Source organism: Pseudomonas sp. Ors-4-3C, from assembly GCF_055755035.1.
In genome coordinates this window covers 5,783,507-5,805,170 of sequence record NZ_CM146900.1, presented here as the reverse complement: position 1 = coordinate 5,805,170, position 21,664 = coordinate 5,783,507, and the positions used below count along the sequence as shown (strand labels likewise).

At 60.7% G+C, this 21,664-nt stretch carries 22 protein-coding genes; 5 read left to right on the top strand and 17 right to left on the bottom strand.

Features of this window, described 5'->3' with window-relative positions; all coding sequences use genetic code 11:
- Positions 1 to 37 precede the first annotated feature (37 nt).
- The 4 genes from ACVHNU_RS26250 (at position 38) to ACVHNU_RS26235 (ending at position 3,393) form a co-directional block, all read left to right on the top strand.
- Complete coding sequence (locus ACVHNU_RS26250) at positions 38 to 847, top strand: MetQ/NlpA family ABC transporter substrate-binding protein (RefSeq protein ID WP_473018581.1); 810 nt, start codon at positions 38 to 40, stop codon at positions 845 to 847.
- A gap of 2 nt (positions 848 to 849) precedes the next feature.
- Entirely contained in the window at positions 850 to 1,971 is a 1,122-nt protein-coding gene (locus ACVHNU_RS26245; protein ID WP_473018580.1) for a methionine ABC transporter ATP-binding protein, read from the top strand.
- Positions 1,961 to 2,605, top strand: coding sequence for a methionine ABC transporter permease (locus ACVHNU_RS26240; RefSeq protein WP_027611182.1), 645 nt, complete (start codon positions 1,961 to 1,963; stop codon positions 2,603 to 2,605). Before ACVHNU_RS26245 ends, ACVHNU_RS26240 begins: the two co-directional genes overlap by 11 nt.
- Before the next feature lie 158 nt (positions 2,606 to 2,763).
- On the top strand, positions 2,764 to 3,393 hold the full coding sequence (locus tag ACVHNU_RS26235) for a class I SAM-dependent methyltransferase (protein WP_103485219.1): 630 nt from the start codon (positions 2,764 to 2,766) through the stop codon (positions 3,391 to 3,393).
- A gap of 98 nt (positions 3,394 to 3,491) precedes the next feature.
- Here the strand turns inward: ACVHNU_RS26235 and ACVHNU_RS26230 are convergent, their stop codons facing one another.
- From ACVHNU_RS26230 to ACVHNU_RS26220, 3 genes are read right to left on the bottom strand one after another with little or no spacing between them, the layout of a single operon-like run.
- A complete protein-coding gene (locus tag ACVHNU_RS26230; protein WP_473018579.1) occupies positions 3,492 to 6,545 on the bottom strand; it encodes an efflux RND transporter permease subunit in 3,054 nt (1,017 codons plus the stop codon).
- Positions 6,542 to 7,606: an efflux RND transporter periplasmic adaptor subunit gene (locus ACVHNU_RS26225; protein WP_003220590.1), complete on the bottom strand. Its 1,065-nt coding sequence runs from the start codon at positions 7,604 to 7,606 to the stop codon at positions 6,542 to 6,544. Before ACVHNU_RS26225 ends, ACVHNU_RS26230 begins: the two co-directional genes overlap by 4 nt.
- Positions 7,603 to 8,706 (bottom strand): efflux RND transporter periplasmic adaptor subunit, encoded by a 1,104-nt coding sequence (locus tag ACVHNU_RS26220; protein ID WP_473018578.1) that lies wholly within the window; start codon positions 8,704 to 8,706, stop codon positions 7,603 to 7,605. The genes ACVHNU_RS26225 and ACVHNU_RS26220 overlap by 4 nt, the downstream gene beginning before the upstream one ends.
- Positions 8,707 to 8,966: 260 nt before the next feature.
- Between ACVHNU_RS26220 and ACVHNU_RS26215 the strand changes: the two genes are divergently transcribed.
- On the top strand, positions 8,967 to 10,127 hold the full coding sequence (locus ACVHNU_RS26215; protein ID WP_473018577.1) for an AAA family ATPase: 1,161 nt from the start codon (positions 8,967 to 8,969) through the stop codon (positions 10,125 to 10,127).
- Positions 10,128 to 10,247: 120 nt separating this feature from the next.
- Here the strand turns inward: ACVHNU_RS26215 and ACVHNU_RS26210 are convergent, their stop codons facing one another.
- From ACVHNU_RS26210 to ACVHNU_RS26145, 14 genes are all read right to left on the bottom strand, one after another.
- Entirely contained in the window at positions 10,248 to 11,129 is an 882-nt protein-coding gene (locus ACVHNU_RS26210; protein WP_003220583.1) for a transporter substrate-binding domain-containing protein, read from the bottom strand.
- Entirely contained in the window at positions 11,126 to 11,908 is a 783-nt protein-coding gene (locus ACVHNU_RS26205) for an amino acid ABC transporter ATP-binding protein (protein ID WP_473018576.1), read from the bottom strand. Before ACVHNU_RS26205 ends, ACVHNU_RS26210 begins: the two co-directional genes overlap by 4 nt.
- Complete coding sequence (locus ACVHNU_RS26200; RefSeq protein WP_003220580.1) at positions 11,905 to 12,564, bottom strand: amino acid ABC transporter permease; 660 nt, start codon at positions 12,562 to 12,564, stop codon at positions 11,905 to 11,907. Before ACVHNU_RS26200 ends, ACVHNU_RS26205 begins: the two co-directional genes overlap by 4 nt.
- Positions 12,545 to 13,210 (bottom strand): amino acid ABC transporter permease, encoded by a 666-nt coding sequence (locus tag ACVHNU_RS26195; protein ID WP_003220579.1) that lies wholly within the window; start codon positions 13,208 to 13,210, stop codon positions 12,545 to 12,547. Before ACVHNU_RS26195 ends, ACVHNU_RS26200 begins: the two co-directional genes overlap by 20 nt.
- Before the next feature lie 579 nt (positions 13,211 to 13,789).
- Complete coding sequence (locus ACVHNU_RS26190; protein WP_103520457.1) at positions 13,790 to 14,587, bottom strand: MetQ/NlpA family ABC transporter substrate-binding protein; 798 nt, start codon at positions 14,585 to 14,587, stop codon at positions 13,790 to 13,792.
- 167 nt (positions 14,588 to 14,754) lie between these two features.
- Entirely contained in the window at positions 14,755 to 15,687 is a 933-nt protein-coding gene (locus tag ACVHNU_RS26185) for a sigma 54-interacting transcriptional regulator (protein ID WP_003220574.1), read from the bottom strand.
- A 56-nt stretch (positions 15,688 to 15,743) separates the two neighbouring features.
- Positions 15,744 to 16,325: an alpha/beta hydrolase gene (locus tag ACVHNU_RS26180; protein WP_003220572.1), complete on the bottom strand. Its 582-nt coding sequence runs from the start codon at positions 16,323 to 16,325 to the stop codon at positions 15,744 to 15,746.
- A gap of 279 nt (positions 16,326 to 16,604) precedes the next feature.
- Positions 16,605 to 17,006, bottom strand: a complete 402-nt coding sequence (locus tag ACVHNU_RS26175; RefSeq protein ID WP_003220570.1) for an ExbD/TolR family protein — start codon at positions 17,004 to 17,006, stop codon at positions 16,605 to 16,607.
- 1 nt (position 17,007) lies between these two features.
- Positions 17,008 to 17,733, bottom strand: a complete 726-nt coding sequence (locus tag ACVHNU_RS26170) for a MotA/TolQ/ExbB proton channel family protein (protein ID WP_003220564.1) — start codon at positions 17,731 to 17,733, stop codon at positions 17,008 to 17,010.
- Between the two features lie 86 nt (positions 17,734 to 17,819).
- A complete protein-coding gene (locus ACVHNU_RS26165; protein ID WP_473018575.1) occupies positions 17,820 to 18,635 on the bottom strand; it encodes an energy transducer TonB in 816 nt (271 codons plus the stop codon).
- A gap of 274 nt (positions 18,636 to 18,909) precedes the next feature.
- Complete coding sequence (locus tag ACVHNU_RS26160) at positions 18,910 to 19,245, bottom strand: hypothetical protein (protein WP_003220559.1); 336 nt, start codon at positions 19,243 to 19,245, stop codon at positions 18,910 to 18,912.
- Positions 19,246 to 19,300: 55 nt separating this feature from the next.
- Positions 19,301 to 19,624, bottom strand: coding sequence for a hypothetical protein (locus tag ACVHNU_RS26155; RefSeq protein ID WP_473018574.1), 324 nt, complete (start codon positions 19,622 to 19,624; stop codon positions 19,301 to 19,303).
- Between the two features lie 161 nt (positions 19,625 to 19,785).
- Positions 19,786 to 20,112 (bottom strand): hypothetical protein, encoded by a 327-nt coding sequence (locus ACVHNU_RS26150; RefSeq protein ID WP_003220553.1) that lies wholly within the window; start codon positions 20,110 to 20,112, stop codon positions 19,786 to 19,788.
- 189 nt (positions 20,113 to 20,301) lie between these two features.
- Positions 20,302 to 21,645 carry an aryl-sulfate sulfotransferase gene (locus ACVHNU_RS26145; protein ID WP_473018573.1) on the bottom strand — a complete coding sequence of 448 codons (1,344 nt, stop codon included), beginning with the start codon at positions 21,643 to 21,645 and terminating at the stop codon, positions 20,302 to 20,304.
- Positions 21,646 to 21,664: the final 19 nt, after the last annotated feature.

Here is a 21,664-nt window from a genome sequence, read left to right as displayed (position 1 = left end):
ACACCACAAAATTCATGCACTGACTGGAAACCACACCATGACCCAGAAATTCCTGTCCCACCCAGTCAAAGCACTGGCCCTGGCCTTCGGCCTGTTCAGCTCGGCAGTATTCGCTGCCGACGCCCCATTGAAAATCGGCACCACCGCCGCCTTCGCGATTCCCCTGGAAGCCGCCGTCGAAGAGGCCTCCAAACAAGGCCTGAAAGTCGAGCTGGTGGAGTTCACCGACTGGATCGCACCGAACGTCAGCCTCGCCGCTGGCGACATCGACGTGAACTACTTCCAGCACATCCCGTTCCTCGAAAATGCCAAGGCTGCCGCCGGTTTTGACCTGGTGCCGTTCGCCCCGGGGATCATCAACAACGTCGGCCTCTATTCGAAAAAATACAAAAGCTTCGACGAGTTGCCTGAAGGCGCCAGCGTCGCCATCGCCAACGACCCGATCAACAGCGGTCGCGGTCTGCAACTGCTGGCCAAGGCCGGTCTGATCACCCTGAAACCGGGGGTCGGCTACAAGGCCACCGAAGACGACATCGTTGCCAACCCGAAGAAGATCAAGATCCTGCAAGTCGAAGCCGTGCAACTGGTGCGCGCCTACGATGACGCCGATCTGGTCCAGGGCTACCCGGCCTACATCCGTCTGGCGAAGACTTTTGACGCCGGCTCCGCGTTGCTGTTCGACGGTCTCGACCACAAGGAATACGTGATCCAGTTCGTGATCCAGCCCAAGAGCAAGAACGACCCGCGCCTGATCAAATTCGTCGACATCTATCAGCACTCGCCGGTTGTTCGCGCCGCGCTGGATAAGGCTCACGGCAAGCTGTATCAGGCCGGTTGGGAAAGCTGAGCATGACGGCCGCGATCCAACGGCGACTGGATATTCCAGAGCCCAAAAATGCTGAAAAAACCGAACTGCATCCCGAGCTGAATCGCGCCCACGTGCGCTTCATCGGCCTGGGTAAAACCTACGAGGGGCGGCAAGGCCCGGTCGCGGCCCTGCAAGGCATCGATCTGGCGATCCAGCGCGGCGAGGTGTTCGGCATCATCGGTCGCAGCGGCGCCGGCAAGTCGTCGCTGATCCGCACGATCAATCGTCTGGAGCAACCGACTTCAGGGCGGGTGCTGATCGATCAGGTCGACATCGGCGAGTTCGACGAAGACCGTCTGGTCGCCCTGCGCCGACGGATCGGCATGATCTTCCAGCACTTCAACCTGATGTCGGCCAAGACCGTGTGGCAGAACGTCGAACTGCCGCTGAAAGTCGCGGGCGTGCCGAAGGAACAGCGGGAAAAAAAGGTCCGTGAACTGCTCGAACTGGTCGGCCTGCAAGCCAAGCACAAGGCCTACCCGGCGCAGCTTTCCGGTGGGCAGAAACAGCGTGTCGGCATCGCCCGCGCATTGGTGCATGACCCGGACATTCTGCTCTGCGACGAAGCCACTTCGGCGCTTGATCCCGAGACCACTCAGTCGATCCTCGGCCTGCTGCGCGAGATCAATCAGCGCCTGGGCCTGACGATTGTTTTGATCACGCACGAAATGGCGGTGATCCGCGAAATCTGCGACCGCGTGGTGGTACTGGAACACGGACGGATCGTCGAGCAGGGCCCCGTCTGGGAGGTGTTCGGCAATCCGCAGCACGAGGTCAGCCAGACCTTGCTCGCGCCGCTGCAACACGCCTTGCCGGAAGAACTGCAAAGCCGTCTGCATGCCCAGCCGCCCTCCCCGGGCGCAGCGGTGGTGCTGCGTTTGCAGTTCACTGGCAGTGCCGGCGACGAGCCGGATCTGGCAGCCCTGTTCGCCGCCCTCGGTGGTCGGGTGAAGTTGCTGCAGGGCGGCGTCGAACGGATTCAGGGGCACGCGCTGGGACAACTGTTGTTGGCGGTCAGCGGCTCGACCTTGAGCGCCGAACAATTGCGCGAGCGCGCCGCGCAGTGGGCACAACGGGTGGAGGTATCGGGTTATGTGGTTTGATCGTTTGCTCCAGGGTTTCATCGACACCTTCCTGATGGTCGGCGTGTCGTCGCTGATCGCCTTGCTGGTGGGGATCCCGATGGCGGTGATTCTGGTCACCAGCGACAAGGGCGGGATCTACCAGGCGCCGCTGCTCAACCGGGCGTTGGGCGCGTTCGTCAACCTGTTCCGCTCGATCCCGTTTCTGATTCTGATGGTCGCGCTGATTCCGTTCACCCGGCTGATTGTCGGCACCACGTACGGTGTGTGGGCGGCGGTGGTGCCGCTGACGATTGCCGCGACGCCGTTCTTTGCGCGGATTGCCGAAGTGAGTTTGCGTGAGGTCGATCACGGTTTGATCGAGGCAGCGCAGGCCATGGGCTGCCGACGCTGGCACATCGTCTGGCATGTGCTGTTGCCTGAAGCGCTGCCGGGGATTGTTGGCGGGTTCACGATTACGCTGGTGACGATGATCAACTCGTCGGCCATGGCCGGGGCGATTGGTGCCGGGGGGCTGGGCGACATCGCTTATCGCTACGGCTATCAGCGCTTTGACAGCCAGATCATGTTGACAGTGATTGTGTTGCTGGTGGCGTTGGTGGCGGTGATTCAGTTGGGTGGGGATCGTCTGGCGCGGGGCCTGAACAAGCGTTAAGTCATGCCGCACCTCTGAAACCGCTATCGCGAGCAGGCTCACTCCTACAGGGGAACGCATTTCAAATGTAGGAGTGAGCCTGCTCGCGATGAGCTGCGCAGCGGCCCCGCTGGTTGGCGTATATTCGGCGAATCCCAACTGCCGCGCAGCCCTCGACCATGAAGCAAACCCCCACCGATCTGGAACAGATCACCGCCACCACCCTCGGCCACTACAACTCGGTGGCCGAAGACTTCCGCGAAGGCACCCGCGATCACGATGTCAGCCAGAACATCGACGCCTTGCTTCGCCATATCCAGGGCACGGCGCCGTTCTCCATTCTCGATTTCGGCTGTGGGCCGGGGCGTGACTTGCGCACGTTCACCCGCATGGGCCACGTTGCGGTCGGCCTCGACGGTGCAGAGCAATTCGCGCAAATGGCACGGGCAGACAGTGGCTGTGAAGTGTGGTGTCAGGACTTTCTGAAACTCGATCTGCCGGCTGAGCGCTTCGACGGGATCTTCGCCAATGCGGTGCTGTTTCATGTGCCGTTGCAGGAGTTGCCGCGAGTGCTCAAGCAGCTGCATGGCACGTTGAAACCGGGCGGGGTGTTGTTCAGTTCCAATCCGCGCGGGGATAACCGTGAGGGCTGGAACGGGCCGCGTTATGGCTCATATCACGACCTGGAGGCGTGGCGCGGGTTGCTGACGGCAGCGGGGTTTGTCGAGCTTGAGCATTACTACCGGCCCGCGGGGTTGCCGCGCGAGCAGCAGCCTTGGCTGGCCAGTGTCTGGCGTAAATCTGCGTAGTCAGTTCTGACGCCTTCGCGAGCAAGCCCGCACCCACAGTTGGAATACGCTCCCCTGTAGGAGTGAGCCTGCTCGCGATGAGTGCGCAGCACTCGCTTTTAAGCGTCCTCTTTCTTCGGCTCGCGAATCCTGTACCAGGCCACATACAGCGCCGGCAAAAACAGCAGCGTCAGCAACGTCGCGACCACGATCCCGCCAATCATCGCGTAAGCCATCGGCCCCCAGAACACTTCGCGGGCAATCGGGATCATGCCCATGCTCGCCGCCGCGGCGGTCAGCAGGATCGGTCGGCGGCGGTGTTCGGTCGCTTCCACCACCGCATCCCACGGCGCATAGCCCTTCTTCTCGTACTCATCGATCTGCGTCACCAGAATCACCGAGTTGCGAATGATGATGCCGATCAGCGCCAGAATCCCGAGGATCGCCACGAAGCCCATCGGCGTGCCGGTCGGCACCAGCGCCAGTACCACGCCGATCAGACCCAGCGGCGCGACACTCGCCACCAGGAACATCTTCTGCACGCTGTGCAGCTGGATCATCAGGAAGGTCGCCATCAAAAACAGCATCAACGGCAGCACCTTGGCGATCGGCCCCTGGGCCTTGCCGCTTTCCTCGACCGTACCGCCGGTGGCGACTTTGTAGCCGACCGGCAGCTTTTCAGCGAAGGCGTCGATTGACGGCTTGAGCAGTTTCACCAGGTCGGTCGGCTGGATCTCGTCGCGCACCGAGGCCTTGATGGTGATGGTCGGCAGACGGTCGCGACGCCACACCAGCGGCTGCTCCAGCTCATACCGCACGGTGGCGAAGGCCAGCAGCGGAATCGAGGTGCCGTTGGGCGTGACGATCTGCAGGTTCTGCAGGGTTTCCGGGGTGCCGCGTTCGGAATCCACCGCGCGCCCGACCACGTTGATCAGGTAGATATCGTCATCGACTTGGGTCAGTGGCGAACCGCTGACGATGCTGTTCATCAACTTCGCCACATCTTCCGACGACAGCCCGAGCTGACGCGCCTTGTCCTGGGCGATGTCGATACGCAGGACTTTGCCCGGTTCGTTCCAGTCGTAAATGATCTCGCCGATGTGTTCGTTCTTGTCCAGCTCGGTCGCCAGGTCGATGGCGTGCTTGCGCACCTGATCGATGTCCTTGCCGCTGACCCGGTACTGGATCGGCCGTCCCACCGGCGGGCCCATTTCCAGTGCCTGCACGTAACTGCCGATGCCGACGAAGTCCTTGTGCAGGCGCTCACGCAGGCGTTGGCTCAGAGCTTCGCGGGCTTTGAAGTCTTTGCTGACGATCACCAGTTGCGCGTAATACGGGTTCTGCAATTGCTGGTCGAGCGGCAGGTAGAAACGGATCGCGCCCTGACCGATGTAAGTGCTCCAGCGCACGATGTCCGAGTCACCCTTGAGCGTGGCTTCGAGCTTGTCCACGGCCTTGCGGGTTTCGTCGATCGAGGCGTTTTGCGGCAGGTTCAGATCGACGAGGATTTCCGGGCGATCGGAGGACGGGAAAAACTGGTTCTGCACAAAGCGCATGCAGAACACCGCCAGCACGAAGCACAACACGGTGATGCCGATCGCCCACCAGCGGTTACGCATCGACCACAACAAGCCGTGATTGAATGCCCGGCCAATGCGCCCCGGCTCGGCTGCGTGGGGTTTCACGTTGGTGCTGAGGATGTGCACGCCGATCACCGGTGCGAACAGCACCGCGACGATCCACGACACCAGCATCGCCACCGCAATTACCGCGAACAGGGTGAAGGTGTACTCACCGGCGGAGCTGGCGTTGAGGCCGATCGGCACGAACCCGGCGACCGTCACCAGCGTACCGGTGAGCATCGGGAACGCTGTGGAGGTGTAGGCGAACGTGGCCGCCTGCTCCTTGGTCTCGCCCATTTCCAGGCGCGTGACCATCATCTCCACGGTGATCATCGCATCGTCCACCAGCAGGCCGAGGGCGATGATCAGCGCACCGAGGGAAATCCGCTGCATGGTGATGCCGCTGTACTCCATGAACACGAAGACCATCGCCAGCACCAGCGGAATCGAGCACGCCACCACCAGCCCGGCGCGCACGCCAAGGCTGATGAAGCTGACCACCAGCACGATGATCACCGCTTCGAACAGCGCGCTGGTGAAGCCGCCGACGGCCTCTTCCACCACCACCGCCTGATCGGACACGGTGTGCACGCCGACACCCACCGGCAGGTCGGCCGTCAACTGGTCGATGCGCGCGTGCAGCGCTTTACCGAATTCCTGCACGTTACCGCCCTTCTGCATGGCAATCGCCAGGCCGATGGCCGGTTTGCCATCGAAGCGGAATTCCGGGGTGGCCGGGTCGACGTAACCACGGCTGATGTCGGCGACATCGGCCAGACGATAGAAGCGGTCGTTGAGCTTGAGATTGACCTCGGCCAGATCCTTCTCCGAAGCGAACTGCCCCGAGGTGCGCACGGAAATCCGCTCCGGCCCGGCCTCGATCACACCCGCCGGGGTCACCGCGTTCTGCGATTGCAGGCTCTGCACCACCTGGCGCTGATCAATGCCCAGCGCGGCGAGTTTGCGCGTGGAGAAGTTCAGGTAGATCACTTCGTCCTGCTGGCCGACCATCTCGATCTTGCCCAGCCCCGGCACGTTGCGGATCTCGGCGCGGGCCTGTTCCACGTAGTCGCGCAACTGGCGCATGGTCAGGCCATCGGCAGTAAAGGCGTAGACCGAGCCGTAGACGTCGCCGAACTCATCGTTGAATCCGGGTCCCTGAATCCCTTGGGGAAACTGCCCGCGAATGTCATCGATCTTCTTGCGCACCTGGTACCAGATTTCCGGAATGTCCTTGGCGCTGGTGGTATCGCGCAGGTACACGTAGACCGTCGATTCACCGGGCCGCGTGTAGCTTTTCACGTAATCGAGGGAGTCGAGTTCCTCAAGTTTTTTCTCGATGCGGTCGGTGACCTGCTTGAGGGTTTCTTCCTGAGTCGCGCCCGGCCACTTGGTCTGGATCACCATGGTCTTGATGGTGAACGACGGGTCTTCTTCGCGCCCCAGATTGAAGTAGGAAAACACCCCCATCAGCAGCGCGACGAACATCAGGTACCAGACGAACGACTGATGCTTGAGGGCCCATTCGGAGAGATTGAAAGAGCCTTTCATTGACTGTCCTCGTCGAGTTTCACGGCTTGTCCGGGTTTGAGGCTGTTGACGCCTGCGCTGACCACCTGCTCACCACTCTTGACCCCGCCGGCCAGCACCACGGTGCTGTCAGTGCGGCTGGTCACGCTGACGTCACGGGGGGAGACGGTTTTGCTCTGGGGGTCGATGACCCAGATACGGGTCTTGCCGTCGACTTCCTGCAACGCCGTCGCGGGCAATTCGATCCGCGACTTGATGGCCGAGCTGAGGGTCACGCTGATCGCCGTGCCGAGACGAAACCCGGGCGGGGTTTCGCTCAGGGTCAGGCGTGCACGACGGGTACGCGTGGCGCTCTGTGCCTGGGGTTCGATTTCGCGAATGATCGCCGTGGTGCTGATGCTCGGGTCGAGCTGCGCGGCCACCAGAAACACCACGTCGGCGGGGATCTGATCGACCAGCGTATCCGGCAGGTCAATCACCGCTTCCTTGATGTCCGGTTGCGCCAGGGTCACCACTTGCTGGCCGGCGGTTACCACTTGGCCGGCCTCGGCATTCCATGCCGTGACCACGGCTTTGTGGTCGGCGCGCAGTTCGGTGTAGCCGAGCTGATCCTTGCTCTGGTTGACCGCCGCCCGCGCCTGATCGAGCGAAGCCTGGGTGGTTTTCAGGTCGGTGGTGGCAATGTCCAGTTGTGCCTGGGCGCCCACTCCGCGATCGAACAGCGCTTGCTGACGCCGGGCATTGGCCTGAGCGTTGATCAGTTGCGCCTGCACCTTGGCCAGATCGCCCTGGGCCGAGCGCAACTGGTTCTGCTGATCAGTCGGGTCGAGGGTGGCAAGCAGCGTGCCCTTATCCACTTCGGCGCCGACATCGACATTGCGACTGGCGATGCGCCCGCCAACGCGAAACCCGGTGTTGCTCTCGTAGCGCGCCTGAATGCTGCCGGCAAAACGCCCGAGGGTTTCTTCGTTCAGCGCCTGCACCTTGATCGACAGCACCGGCCGCACCGGCTCCGGCGGTGGTTCGCTTTTCGAGCAGGCAGCCAGCAGCACGCCAATGGACAACAGCCCCAAACGCTTCATGGCTGTGCTCCCGGTTGCAGATCCTTGTAGGTGTTTTCGGCGATTTCGACTTTCATGCCCGGGTGCAGCAGTTGTCCACCGGCAACGATGACTTTTTCGCCGCCGTTGAGGCCGCCGCTGATGATCACCTTACCGGTCAGGTAGCGGCCGACGGTGACGTTATGTAATTGCGCTTGCCCCTTGTCGTCGACCATCCACACCGCCGGGTCGCTGATGTTCTTGGTCAGCGCCGACCACGGCAATTCCACCGCCGTTTTGCCAGTGCCCTTGGCGGTGGCGCTGACCACCGAGCCGAGCTGCATGCCTTGCGGGAGGCTGTCGAGGGTGACCTTGACCTGCACCGTGCCCGATTGCGCCGACACCGCCGGGGTGATTTCACGTACGGTGCCGGTGGTCTTGATGTTGGGGTTGTCGAGCAGACTGACGACGATCGAGCGATCGGCAGGCCGTTCCGAGAGCAGCGATTCGTAGACGTTGAACACCGCATCGCGGTCGCCATTGCGGGCCAGTTTGAAAATCGGCGCGGTCGCCTGGACCACCTGGCCGACTTCAGCCTGGCGCTCGGTAATGATGCCGGGAGCATCGGCGATCAGCGAGGTGTAGCTCAATTGATCCTTGGCATTGGCCAGTTGCGCCTGGGCCGCGCTCAGAGCGCTCTGGCTGCTGCGCAACGCGGCTTGGGCGGAGTCGAATTCGCTCTGGCTGGTGTAGCCCTTGGGCAACAGTTTTTGCTGCCGCACGAACGCCGCAGCGCTCTGTTTGACCCGCGCCTGCTCGGCAACAACCTGCGCCTGGGCGGAATCGACGTTGGTCTGCAAATCCTTGGGATCGAGTTTGGCCAGCACCTGTTTGGCGCTCACCCGGTCGCCGACATCGACCATGCGCTGGATGATCTTGCCGCCGACCCGGAACGACAGTTCGGTCTGCACCCGCGCCTGCACGTCACCGGTGAGGGTCACGGCAGCGGCATAGTCAGCCGGTTTCACCACTTGCACAAAGACCCGGGGGAAGTACTCCGCCGGGGCTTCTTTCTTGCCGCAAGCGGTCAGCGCCGTGAGCAGGCTCAGCACGACCACTGTTTTCAATCCGGGACTCGCCATGCAGACTCCTTCCTGTGTACGAACGTGCAAGTGACGATACGACTGTGAGCTTAGAACAGGGTTCAACCTTCGCTCGCGGGAATAACGCATTTTCCACATTGATTTCCGTGGCGAGGGAGCTTGCTCCCGCTCGACTGCGAAGCAGGCGCAAACCTCTCGAATCGGGGGTTGGGGCCGCTTCGCAGCCCGGCGGGAGCAAGCCCCCTCGCCACAGGGGTACAGGCACGGCACACTATCGGTTCCGGCAGAAGGAAACGCCCATGCTCCAGACCCTCGCGGTGGCCAATTACCGCTCGATCAATAAATTGGTGATTCCGCTGGGCCGCTTGAATCTGATCACCGGCCCCAACGGCAGTGGCAAGTCCAACCTGTACCGCGCGCTGCGCCTGCTGGCGGAGACCGCGCAGGGTGGCGTGGTCAATGCGCTGGCCCGCGAGGGTGGGCTGGATTCGACGTTCTGGGCCGGGCCGGAAACCATCAGCCGGCGCATGCGCAACGGCGAAGTGGCGATCGAGCCGACTGTGCGTCAGGGCGTCAAACGCCTGCGTCTGGGGTTTGCCGGGGAAGACTTCAGCTACGCGATCGCTCTCGGCTTGCCGGAGCCGAGCCTCTCGTTCTTCTCCCTCGATCCAGAGATCAAGAAGGAATGCATCTGGGCCGGGCCGCTCTATCGTCCGGCGAGCCTGCTGGTGGATCGCCACGGCCCGATGATTCGCGCCCGCGAAGGGCGCGGCTGGGACGTGCTGGCCCAGCACACGCCGAACTTCGACAGCCTGTTCGATCAGGTCGGCAGCCTGCGCAGTTCACCGGAGGTGTTCCAGATGCGCGAATTCATCCGCCGCTGGCGCTTCTACGATCACTTTCGCAGCGACGCCGACGCCCCGGTGCGCCAGCCGCAACTGGGTACGCGCACGCCGGTGCTGCATCACGACGGTCGGGATCTGGCCGCAGCGTTGCAGACCATTCGCGAAATCGGCGACCCCGAAGCGTTGCAGGCAGCGATCAGCGATGCCTTCCCCGGCGCACGACTGAACATCGCGCCGCTGGCCGGCGGCCGCTTTGCCATCGAGTTCTATCAGGAAGGATTGCTGCGACCGCTGTCGGCGGCGGAGCTGTCGGACGGCACGTTGCGTTATCTGCTGCTGATCGCGGCGCTGCTGACGCCGCGGCCACCGTCGTTGATGGTGCTCAACGAACCGGAAACCAGTCTGCATCCGGATCTGCTGCCGGCGCTGGCACGCTTGATCATTCGCGCTTCGCAGGAGTGTCAGGTGTGGGTGGTGTCCCACGCACGACGGTTGATTTCGGCGCTGCAGGAAGGTCCCGAGTGCAACTGCATCGTGCTGGAGAAGACACTGGGGCAGACCGGGATTGTCGGCCAGCGGGTGCTGGATGAGCCGGCGTGGAACTGGCCGGATTGAGCGGCGCCTGAACCACCGCTTTCGCGAGCAAGCCCGCTCCCACAGGGGCATGCATTCCAACTGTGGGAGCGGGCTTGCTCGCGAAGAGGGCCTTCAGGTCAGCGAAGATTTATCGGCCAATCAACCCTGCCACTTGCCACCTTCAACAATCACGCTCTCAGGCTTGGTGTCATCGCTCAGCTCTTTACGCACGTATTGGTCATACAGCTTGAGCAGGTACTTCTCTTCACCCAACTTGGCCAGCTCGGTATTCACCCAGTCACGCAGCTCGATATTGCCCTTCTTCACTGCTGGCGCGATCGGCGCCTCAGCCCCGAGCTTTTCGTCCAGCACGCGGTAGCCCGGATTTTGCTTGGCCCAGCTGAACAGCACCAGATTGTCCTGCGCGTAGGCATCGCCGCGACCGTTGGCCAGTGCTTGCAGCGACTCGGAATTTTTCTCGAACTTCAGCAGTTTCCAGTCCGGGTGATTCTTGGTCAGCCAGATGTCGGCGGTGGTGCCGGTGGTGACGATAGTGGTGCGGGTCGCCAGGTCATCGAGGTTCTTCACGGAACTGCCCTGCGGTACCAGCGCCTGGACTGCGACCTTGAGGTTCGGGTTGGTGAATTCCACCGCTTCCTTGCGCTCCGGGGTCACGGTCATGTTGGCGAGGATCAGGTCGACCTTGTCGCTCTGCAGGAACGGAATGCGGCTCGCCGGCTCCACGGCCACGAACTCGACCTTGTTCTCGTCGCCCAGCAGATCCTTGGCGAAACGCCGACCGATATCGGTGTCGAAGCCGACGTAGCGCCCGGCTTCATCGACGAAACCGAACGGTGGCTTGTCGGTGAATACGCCGACGATCAGTTTGTCGCGGGCCTTGATCTTGTCCAGATAGCTGGCCGGCGCGGTGCTTTCGCTGGCGACTTTCGGCTTGGCCGGTTCTTCGGATTTGTTGCAGCCGGCGAGCAGCGCGAGCCCCAGCAGCGGCAGTAAAAACAGGGATGACTTGGCAGTTTTCATAGCGGTTCCAGTTCCTTTGTCGGATTCGTTTCAGGCAGTGTTGCAACGAAGGAGAACTTCTCCAGAAACTGCTGCGCGCGTGCGGTTTGCGGGTTCGTAAAGAAAATCTCGGGCGGGTTCTGTTCAAGGATGCGTCCGGCATCCATGAGCACGATACGGTCGGCCACCGCGCGGGCGAAGGCCATTTCATGGGTGACGATCAGCAGGGTCATGCCCTGGCGAGCCAGACCCTGAATCACTTGCAGCACTTCCTTGACCATCTCCGGGTCGAGGGCCGCGGTGACTTCATCGAAGAGCATGACCCGCGGGTTCATGCACAACGAACGGACGATGGCGATGCGTTGCTGCTGGCCGCCGGAGAGCTGGCGCGGGAAGGCATCGCGCTTGTCCGCCAGGCCCACCCGTTCGAGCAAGGCTTCGGCTTGCTGCTGCGCTTCACGGCGCTGGCGCTTTTGCACCTTGAGCGGGCCGAGCAGCAAATTGTCGAGCACGCTCATGTGCGGGAACAGGTGATAACTCTGGAACACCATGCCGATCTGCTGGCGGATCTCGCGCCAGTCGGTGGCCTTGTCCAGCAGCTCGCGGCCGACAAATTTCAGGCTGCCGCTGTGGGCCTCCTCCAGACCATTGAGGCAACGCAGCAAGGTGCTTTTGCCACAACCGCTGGGGCCGAGGATAACGATCACTTCGCCGCTGCGCACTTGCAGGTCGATGCCCTTGAGCACCTGCTGTTCGCCGTAGAATTTGTTGAAACCGTGAAACTCGATCAATGCGCTCATGCTTGCGTCCAGCGCCGCTCCAGCACGCGCGAGGCGGCCGACAGCGGGTAGCAGATGAAAAAGAAAAACAGAAACAGCGCGCCGTAGATCAGCACCGACTCGTAGGTGCGCTCGATGATCTGCTGGCCGACCTTGATCACGTCGACCACGCCGATCAGCACCGCCAGCGAGCTGGTCTTGATGATCCGCGTGTAGACGTTGATGGTCGGCGGCGTCATGCGTTTCAGTGCCTGCGGCAGCAGCACGTAGCCGTACAGTTGCGCCGCATTGAGGCCGATCGACAATCCCGCCTCACGCTGCCCGCGCGGCAACGAATGCAGCGCGCCACGGGCCACTTCGCCGACCTCACTGGCGCCCCACAGCGACAGCACCAGCACCGCGCACCAGAAGCTCGGCAAGCTCAAACCGAAGAAAATCGGCAGGCCGAAAAACAGCAGGTACAGCCAGACCAGCACCGGGATCGCCCGGAACAGTTCCAGATAGACCCGCAGGATCGCGTTCAGCCACGTCACGTTGAGCGTGCGCAATACGCCGTAGAGCACGCCGCCAATGGTGCTGATCGCAATGCTCAGGAACGAGATCGACAAGGTTTGCCCGGCGCCTTTTGCCAGTTGCGGCAACGACACCCAGAGCAGTTCAAGACCCGAACTGGCCATGCTGGAGCCTCCTTTCCAGACGGCTGAGCAGCAGCGACAGCGGCAAGAACAACAGCACGCAAATCAGCGTCAGCACGGCGAGCATTTCGTAGGTTTTGTAGTAGAGCGCGATGTAGCTCTTGGTGGTGTAGAGGATTTCCGGCACGGCCACCGCCGAGACCACGGTGGTTTCCTTGAGCAGGAAAATGAAATTGGCGAACAGCGACGGCAGGCTGAGAATCCCCGCTTGCGGCAGGATCACGTAACGCAGCAACTGGCCGTGGGACAGGCCGATGGAACGCCCCGATTCCAGTTGCGCCTGCGGCACCGCGTCGACACCGGCACGCAGCACCTCAGTGAGGTAAGCACCGCCGAGGAAGGTCATGGTGATGATTGCAGCGGTGAACCCGGAAACCTTGATCCCCAGCGCTGGCAAGGCGAAGTAGACGAAGAACAGTTGAATCAGCAGCGGCGTGTTGCGCGCCAGTTCTACATACAGGCCGACGGCGCGCTGCAGGTAAGGCGTGCGAAACACCAGAATCGTCGCGTTGAGCAGCGCCACCAGCAACGACGTGCCGATAGCGATGAACCCGACCTGCAGCGTCACGCCCACGGCTTTGAGAAAGGCCGGCAGGGTGCTGAGGATAAATGCGTAATCGAATGTCATGAAACGTCCTGACGCCACTCGGTAAATGGCGGTGGTGCAGTCCATGGACAGCGGGTGGCTGTCCGGCAGGCACTGACTTTATAGGTATAAAAACAAGAATTTAAATACCGTTAAAGCATATTGATATCACCCAAAAAACTATCCTGTGGGTTTGCCGGGAAGGAATAAGAAGGCTATTTTCCCTTGCGCTGTAGGAAGGATCTTTTTTGCATGAAAGCCCTCCAAGGACGAACAGCTTTTGGCCAGACTCCTCCGGCCAAACCATTACAAGGAAGACAACATGGACGTAAAAGTGCCGCAGCGACTGGACCCGCAGGACATTGTGAAATTGCTCGTGGCGTTGCGCCGGGCGTTGAAGACTCAAGTGGCCTGAGTCAGCGAAAAAATCAAAAGATCGCAGCCTTCGGCAGCTCCTACAGGAGATCGCATTCCTCTGTAGGAGCTGCCGAAGGCTGCGATCTTTTGCTTCTGGGTATAGATTTTGTGTCGACCGCACCAATCGAGCACACACAAAAACGCCGATGACCATCACTGGCCATCGGCGTTTTCATACCTTGAAGGGGTGGTTCACGCGTCGGATCAGAACGCCGGCAGTACCGCGCCGTTGTACTTCTTCTCGATGAACGCTTTGACTTCCGGGCTGGTCAGGGCAGCGGCCAGTTTCTGGATCGCGTCGCTGTTCTTGTTGTCCTCACGGGCCACCAGGAAGTTCACGTACGGCGAGTCAGCGCCTTCGATCACCAGCGCATCCTTGGTCGGGTTCAGCTTGGCTTCCAGTGCGTAGTTGGTGTTGATCATGTCCAGATCAACTTCCTTCAGGACGCGTGGCAGCAGGGCCGATTCCAGTTCCTTGAACTTGAAGTTGTGCGGGTTCTTGGCGATGTCTTTCGGCGTTGCCAGCGCATTTTTCGGATCTTTCAGTTCGATCAGGCCAGCCTTCTGCAGCAGGATCAGCGCACGTCCGCTGTTGCTGCCTTCGTTCGGGATGGCGATGGTCGCGCCGTCTGGCAGATCAGCCAGTTTCTTGTATTTGCTCGAGTAGCCACCGAACGGTTCAACGTGCACGCCTTGCACGGTCACCAGGTACTTGGACTTGTCGTCCTTGTATTTGCCGGCGTTGAAGCTGTCCAGGTAAGGCTTGGTCTGGAAGTAGTTGGCATCCAGACGCTTCTCGCCAACCTGCACGTTCGGCTGCACGTAGTCGGTGAAGACCTTGATTTCCAGATCCACGCCTTCTTTGGCCAGGGTCGGTTTGATCAGCTCGAGAATTTCCGCGTGCGGCACCGGAGTCGCCGCCACCACCAGTTTCTCGCCGGCCTGGGCCAGGGAAGCAGTCAGAGCAGCCGCCAATGCGGTAAACAACAGAACCTTTTTCATGCAGTGTCCTTATCGAGAATCACGGTCGCGAATGGCGACGGCTATTAATACGAGTGCCAGTGAAGTGCTATCTCTGGCGTGAAGCGGACAATACCGGGATTTTTTATTCCCGGACAATAACGTTTATTCACTTTGATATTCCATTTCGTTCATACAGAACCAAACGGCTACAACTGCTGGCTCAAACCAATCAGCAGATCTTTCAAAGCCTTACGTTCGTCGACACTACCGCCGATGTTGATTTGTGCTACCAGTCGTTCGATCTGAAGCTGCGGCCCAGACACCTCGGGCAGGTTCAGGTGCTCCGGGAGGATTTCGTCACCGGTACTGACCAACAGCGCAAAGTGAATGACGTTTTCCAGCTCGCGGGTGTTGCCCGGCCAGCTGTGGCGCTCCAGCAGGTGCTGCGCCGCTTCGCTGATCAACGGCACCGGCAGATCCAGGCGCTGGCTGTAGATGCCGAGGAAATATTCCGCCAGCGACAGGATGTCGCCAATCCGCTCGCGCAGGGCCGGCAATTCCAGCTGCCCTTCGCTGAGGTAGTGATAGAGCCGTTCGTGGAATTTTCCGGCGTCCACCGCTTGTGCCAGATCGATGCTGGTGGCTGCGACCAACCGCACATCCACCGGGCTTGGCTGATGTGCGCCGACGCGGGTGACTTCATGATTTTCCAGGGCGGCGAGCAGTTTGATCTGGATCGGCAACGGCAGATCGCCGATCTCATCGAGGTACAAGGTGCCGCCGTTGGCCGAACCGAACCAGCCGGCCCGACTGCTCGCCGAACCTGTATAGCTGCCGGCGGCATAGCCGAACAGCTCGGCATCGGCGTAGGTCGGACTGATCGCGCCGCAATTGACCGAGACGAACAGACCGCTGCGATCACTGGCACGGTGGATGTGGCGCGCGAGCAATTCTTTGCCGGTGCCGGTCTCGCCGCGGATCAATACCGAGATGGCGCGCGGCGCCAGGTGCTCAAGTTCTTCGCGCAACTGGCGGGACCGGGGATCGACGAACACCAGCGCCTTGGCGCGAATGCTCAGGGGACTTTTTTCCGCATCGGGAAAGGTCAGCAACGGCTGACCGAACGTTTCGAAACTCATGGCAGACTCCCGCCCAGAACCGCCGGCAGACGGGGGCGTTCAGAAAAGAAAAAGGTTCAAGCGCGACGCCGGGCGTGGTGTTCCATGCGGTTTTGCAGGCGATACAGATAAGCGAAACCCTGCTCCCAGCGCTGATGCCCGGACTTGACGTTGATGTGCCCCGCCCCGGCAAGAATTCCCGCCTCGGCGCCCCAGTTGCGCGCCAGCTCAAGAGCGCGCGGAGCGCTGACCGCGGCGTCGTTGTCGGAACTGACCACCTGGCTGGGGAACGGCAACAGATCGGTCGGGATCGGCGCGAAATTGCGCAACGCAGGCGCGCAGGCCGGACGCTCGACATCGGCAGGTGCGACCAGCAACGCACCGCGCACCTGACGCAGGTATTGCACAGGCGCGGTAGCCGCCCAATGTGCAACGGTGATGCAACCCAGGCTGTGAGCAATCAGGATCACTGGCGTGCTGTCGGCGGCAATCGCTTCGGCCAGCGCCGCAACCCAGTCTTCACGGCGCGGCGTCAGCCAGTCGGCCTGCTCCACGCGTGCGCTGTTGGGCAGACTGTTCTGCCAGTGGGTTTGCCAATGATCTTCTGGCGATCCTTGCCAGCCCGGCACAATCAGATAGCGGATTGATTCGTTGCGCATGGGGAGCCCTCCTGCGTCGTGTCTGTTCCTGATCGAGTATAGGGACGGGATTTATATTCGTTAAGGAATAAGAAGCTATTTATTAAGACCTAAAAGAAATATCAGTTGCCTTGTGTAGGAGCTGCCGAAGGCTGCGATCTTTTGATCTTGTTCTTAAAAGCAAAATCAAAAGATCGCAGCCTTCGGCAGCTCCTACAGGGATCGCGAGTGGGTTAAAACCGGGATAAAAAAAGGGCCGCACCCTGCCAAGGAGACGGCCCCGGAAAAACGTAAATCCTGTTACCGCGCAGTGATCACCGACAACTTGGTAATCCCTGCCCGCTCGATCGAGGCCATGGCCCGCGCCACTTCGCCGTAGTTCACCCCGTCGTCGGCCTGCAATTGCACGCGTACTTCCGGGTCCTTGGCCTTGGCCGACTTGAGGTTGAATTCCAGCAAGTCCGGCTGGATTTCATCCTTGTTGATAAACAGTTTGCCGGCGCCGTCGATGCTCACCACCAGCGGATCTTTCTGCTCGACCGGTGCTACCGCTTCGGTCTTCGGCAGGTTGATCGGGATCGCGTTGGTCAGCAGTGGCGCGGTGACGATAAACACCACCAGCAGCACCAGCATCACGTCCACCAGCGGCGTCACGTTGATCTCGCTCAGCACCTCGTCGCTGTCTTGCGTGGAGAAGGCCATATCAGGACGCCTCCTTCACTTTTGTTGCGTTGCCCGGTGCCGCTACCTTGTTTGCAGTCGGGTGGATCAGCACACGGAACGCACTCTTCTGCGCCAGGCTGTAGAAGTCGTGGGCGAAGTCATCCAGATCCGCCGCCGTCAGTTTCAGACGCCGCAAAAAGTAGTTGTAAACCAGCACCGCCGGCACCGCGACCGCGATCCCCACTCCGGTGGCAACCAGTGCCGCACCGATCGGACCGGCAACTGTTTCCAGGCTCGCCGAGCCTGCCGCGCTGATGCCTTTGAGCGCTTCCATGATTCCCCACACCGTGCCGAACAGACCGATGAACGGCGAGGTGCTGCCAATACTCGCGACCACTGCCAGACCGGTTTCCAGCGAACGCCGTTCGCGGACGATCTGCTGGCGCAAGGCACGCTCAAGGCGATCCTGATGGTTGATCGCCTGACTCAGGTCATTGGCCTGTGGCGCTTCGCCGACCTGGATCGCCGCATAACCGGCCTGCGCCACCCGAGCGGCAGCGCCGGGTTGGGTTTCGCTCAACTCGGCGGCGGAGTCGAGACTCGACGCCGCCCAGAAACGTTTATGAAACTTGCGATCCTGCGCCTTCAGACGACCGAACTGCACAGCCTTGAGCAGCGCCAGTCCCCAGGTGGCAACGGAAAAAACCACCAGCAGCCAGATCACCGCGCTTTCGATGGATTCCAGTGGAGAGGCCAGTAACGTCATGATGTATTCCCTCGTGTGTGGGAGCCGAGCTTGCTCGCGATGGCGGTTCCAGACACACCGCGAGAATAAAGTCAGCTGATTACCAATTAATGAATCTTGAAATCGATGGGCACGCTGACCCAGCCGTCCTGGGCGACATCACCCTGCTTGGCCGGCACAAAGCTCCACTGCTTGACCGCGCTTAGCGCCGCATCGTCGAGTTGCTGCCGACCGCTGCTTTTCTGAATCTGGATCTCACCGGGCTTGCCGTTGGCCAATACGTGCACCCTCAGCATCACCGTGCCTTCCCAGCCGCGACGCTGGGCCAGCGATGGATATTCCGGCGCCGGGTTCTTCAGGTACGCCGCATTGGCCGAGGCTGGTGTCACTGGCGCGGGAGCCGGTGGCGCGGGTGGTGCCGGCGCGGCAACCGGAGCGGCCGGTTGTGGCGGCGCCGGAGGTTGCTCGAGCGCTTTGGGTGCCGGTTTCGGCACCGGTTTGGCCACGGGTTTCGGCTTGGGCTTGGGAATCGGTTTGGGTGGCGGCGGCTTCACCGCCAACTCGTCTTCAACCGGCGGCGGTGGCTCAACCACCGGTGCCGGTGGCGGCGGTTCGACCACCGGCGGCGCGGGTGGCGCCGGCCGCGAAAACTCGATGGTCATCGGCGGAATTTCCGGCGGCACGATCGGCAACGCCGGCGTCGGATGCTGGTTGATCCAGTAGATCACCGCGCCGTGCACCAGCAGCGCCAGCACGCCGAGCAGAATGGTTTCACGGCGGCTCAGAATGCCCTTGGGCGCACGCTGCAAACGCAGCTGCCCCAGCGGCACACGATGAGGCCGGCCGAGATCGACCAATTCGCCACTCGGTGCCTGGCGCCACAGCACCTCCTGTGCACTGGTGGCGGTCTGGACATTGCCCATTGATTCACTCCCTGCGGTCTCTTTGCGAAGTACCCGACGGGTCGCCGCAAACATCCCCCGGGCGACCGGTCGTTGGGTGAATCATTGGAGCAATTGCTTATCTCCGAAAGTAACTTTTATTGATGTGCTTAGTCTTTTTAAGAATATAAATTTCTGCCGAATGTCGCGAAGCCGCGGCCGGTAAGGGCTAGCGTCCGGGCGCAGATTTACAATGCTTTTCAAGCATGAAAAATATTCGGCGAAGGCATGCGAAAACCGTTCAATCCGGGCTTTTTCACGGCTCTTGTCGGACAAATTCCAGGCCGGTCAGCGCGACATCCCCTGACAGGTCGGCCGCACTACCCATTGCACGCAGGCGTGCATAGGTCTGATCGGCGGAGAACATTACCCACGCTTGTCGCCTGCCATCGGTCATCTGCGTGCTGAAGGTGATGGCGATCGTGCCTGTTGAAAAGCCGTGCTTGAAATGAAAATTGCCAAACGCGAGCGGGTGGTCGATCCCGGACAGCGACAATGTGCCGGTGAAACTGCCGGTGCGGTCATCGCCCTCGGTCAGGGTCAACGTTGTCGCGGAAGGCTCGTGGCGATAAACGCCGTTAATCGTGGACATGTGCAGCATCCTTGCTTGGTTTATTTGAAGAGAGACAGCGGGCGCCGGCGGCGCCTCAGGCATTGCTCAGCAAGTCACCGGGCAACGTGCTGACCGCACCGTCGTAGGTGACGCGCACGCAGTGGCCGCGCAGCTCGTGGGTGCCACGGCTTGGCGAAAACAGGGTCAAGGCGAAATAACCGTGATCCTGGTTAGCCGCCAGGAGCGAAACCACGGTGGGAGGCTGATAGCCGTTGAGGCTGGAATAACGACCGTTGACGATGCTGTAGTTGACGCCTTCGTGATGCAACGTGCCACCGAAGACGCCGGTGCGATCATCGGAATCGACAATGGTCAGAGAGGGACCATCAAGGGTATTGGAATAAAGTCCGTTTTGCATGTACGCATCCTGATCGAGTGATGAAGTTCGCAGCGAGCTTAGAATCATGCACAAGCAAACTCTGTCATCCAAAGGAAGTACGATAGACATGAAAACGACTTATTGAGTGTAAGAAAAAGCCGCCGAGCTTAAATAGCGCGGCGGCTTTTTGTGACTCCAGATTACTGTTTAATAAATTCTCCAGCCAGCCCCACAACATCACCATCAAAGTTGGTACGCGAACCCACCGCACGAACTTTCGAATAGTTGTGATCCGGCGAGAACAGCGTCCAGGATTGATAACCGGTGCCGTCATTCAGAGCCGCGAAGGTGATGATCGTAGGCTGCCCGGTGCTGTTCTGGAAATGGTAATGCCCGTAAGCGATGTCGTAGTTCACGCCGTTCTGGCTGAACTTGCCGCTGAAGGTGCCGTTGGAGTCGTTGCCATCGGTAATCGTCAGTTTGGCGCCAGCGTTAGCGTTTACATAATTGCCATTAATGCTCGACATAACGAGATTTCCTTTATCGTTGGATAAGTGTCTTCCGATGAGAGCAAGTTTCCTCCTGGAAACTCACGACACTCAGGATGGTTGGCCATTCACTTATTGTCCACGCGACTTTTCAACGAAATTACAATAAGCACTATTCATCTCCCACATAACTTATCGCCATTCATTCGAGCATTAATTCCTTTTCAACTAACGACTGGCGCTGACTTGTTGCGCGGACGGTGTCGGGGCGACAACCGCCGTCTCGGAACGCGGGGTTCCGGCCGGCACCCAGTCATAATTCACCGGCAACGCCCGATAGACCCAGTTGCTGATCGCGTCACTGCCCGGCGCTTTGCCCAGATACGGGCTGACGTATTCCCAGACGTTTTCACCGCTGGCCGTGATCTGGAAGAACCGCCCGTTCATACCCTCGTCGATCAGCGTATTACCGTTGGGCAAACGCCGCGCGCTGCTGATGAACGAACTGTAGAAGGCCCACCCCGGCTGCTTCGAATTCGCCGCGCTGTACTGCCAGACAATTTCATTTTTCAGCGGATCGATTTCCAGCACCCGCGAACCGGAAATCAGCCCGAGGGTGACGTTCGGATACCCCGCCGAACCCTGGTTGTCGAACACCAGCAGGTTGCCCGCGCCGGGCAGCCCGGCCGGGATAATGTGCGCGTCGTGCTGGCCAACGAACTGATCGACCGGACGCGGCAGTTTCTGCGCGGTTTTCGGGTTGATCAGCGGCAGGTTCGGGCCGAGACGCCAGACCACTTTGCCGCTGTGCTTGTCGATGATTGCGATGAAGTTGGCGTTGCGCGAATCAAGCAACAGGTTGTCCGGGTTAAAGCGTTTGTCACCGGCATCGAACCACTTGTTCGGCCCGACCACGCTGAGGTTGTTGATGTGCAGGTAATCCGGGTTGTCGCTGGCGCGTACCAGCTTCAATTGCTCCGGGGTGAAACCGAATTCGTTCAGGTGTTCCGAGGCCAGCCACTGCCATTTCACCTGCCCGTCGGGGCTGACTTCATAGATCGCATCGTCGATCACCTCGGGCACTTTGAAGCCTTTGACCTGATGCACCTTGTTCGCCAGCACCACGGTGTTGCCGTTGCTCAGGCGCCGCTGGTCATGGTGTTGCTGCGCCGCGCCACCGGGCGCCTTGTCGCCCCATTGCCAGACCACTTTACCGTTCCAGTCCAGTTCGCCGACGCTCTGATTGCCCAGGCCATTACCGGCGGAGCCGAGCTTGCCCGGATCCTTGTCGCTCAGTTGCAGCAGCACATGCCCGCGCTCGCCGCCGACCAGTTGCGGATCGATGATCGCCGATGGGAAACCCGCCTGTGGCCAGGTTTTCACCTCGTTGCCGTTCATGTCGATCAGGTGCGTCTGCTTGTCGGCGCCACTGAAGATCACGTACTGGTTGAACGCCTTGTCCGGGTCATAACGGGTGACGCCGGTCGGGTACACGCTGGGGGCGGCGAGCGCCCCGGTGCTTGACACTGCGCCGGATAACAACAGCGCTAAAGCGGTTTTGCCTGGCAACATGATGCAGCTCCTTGAATGA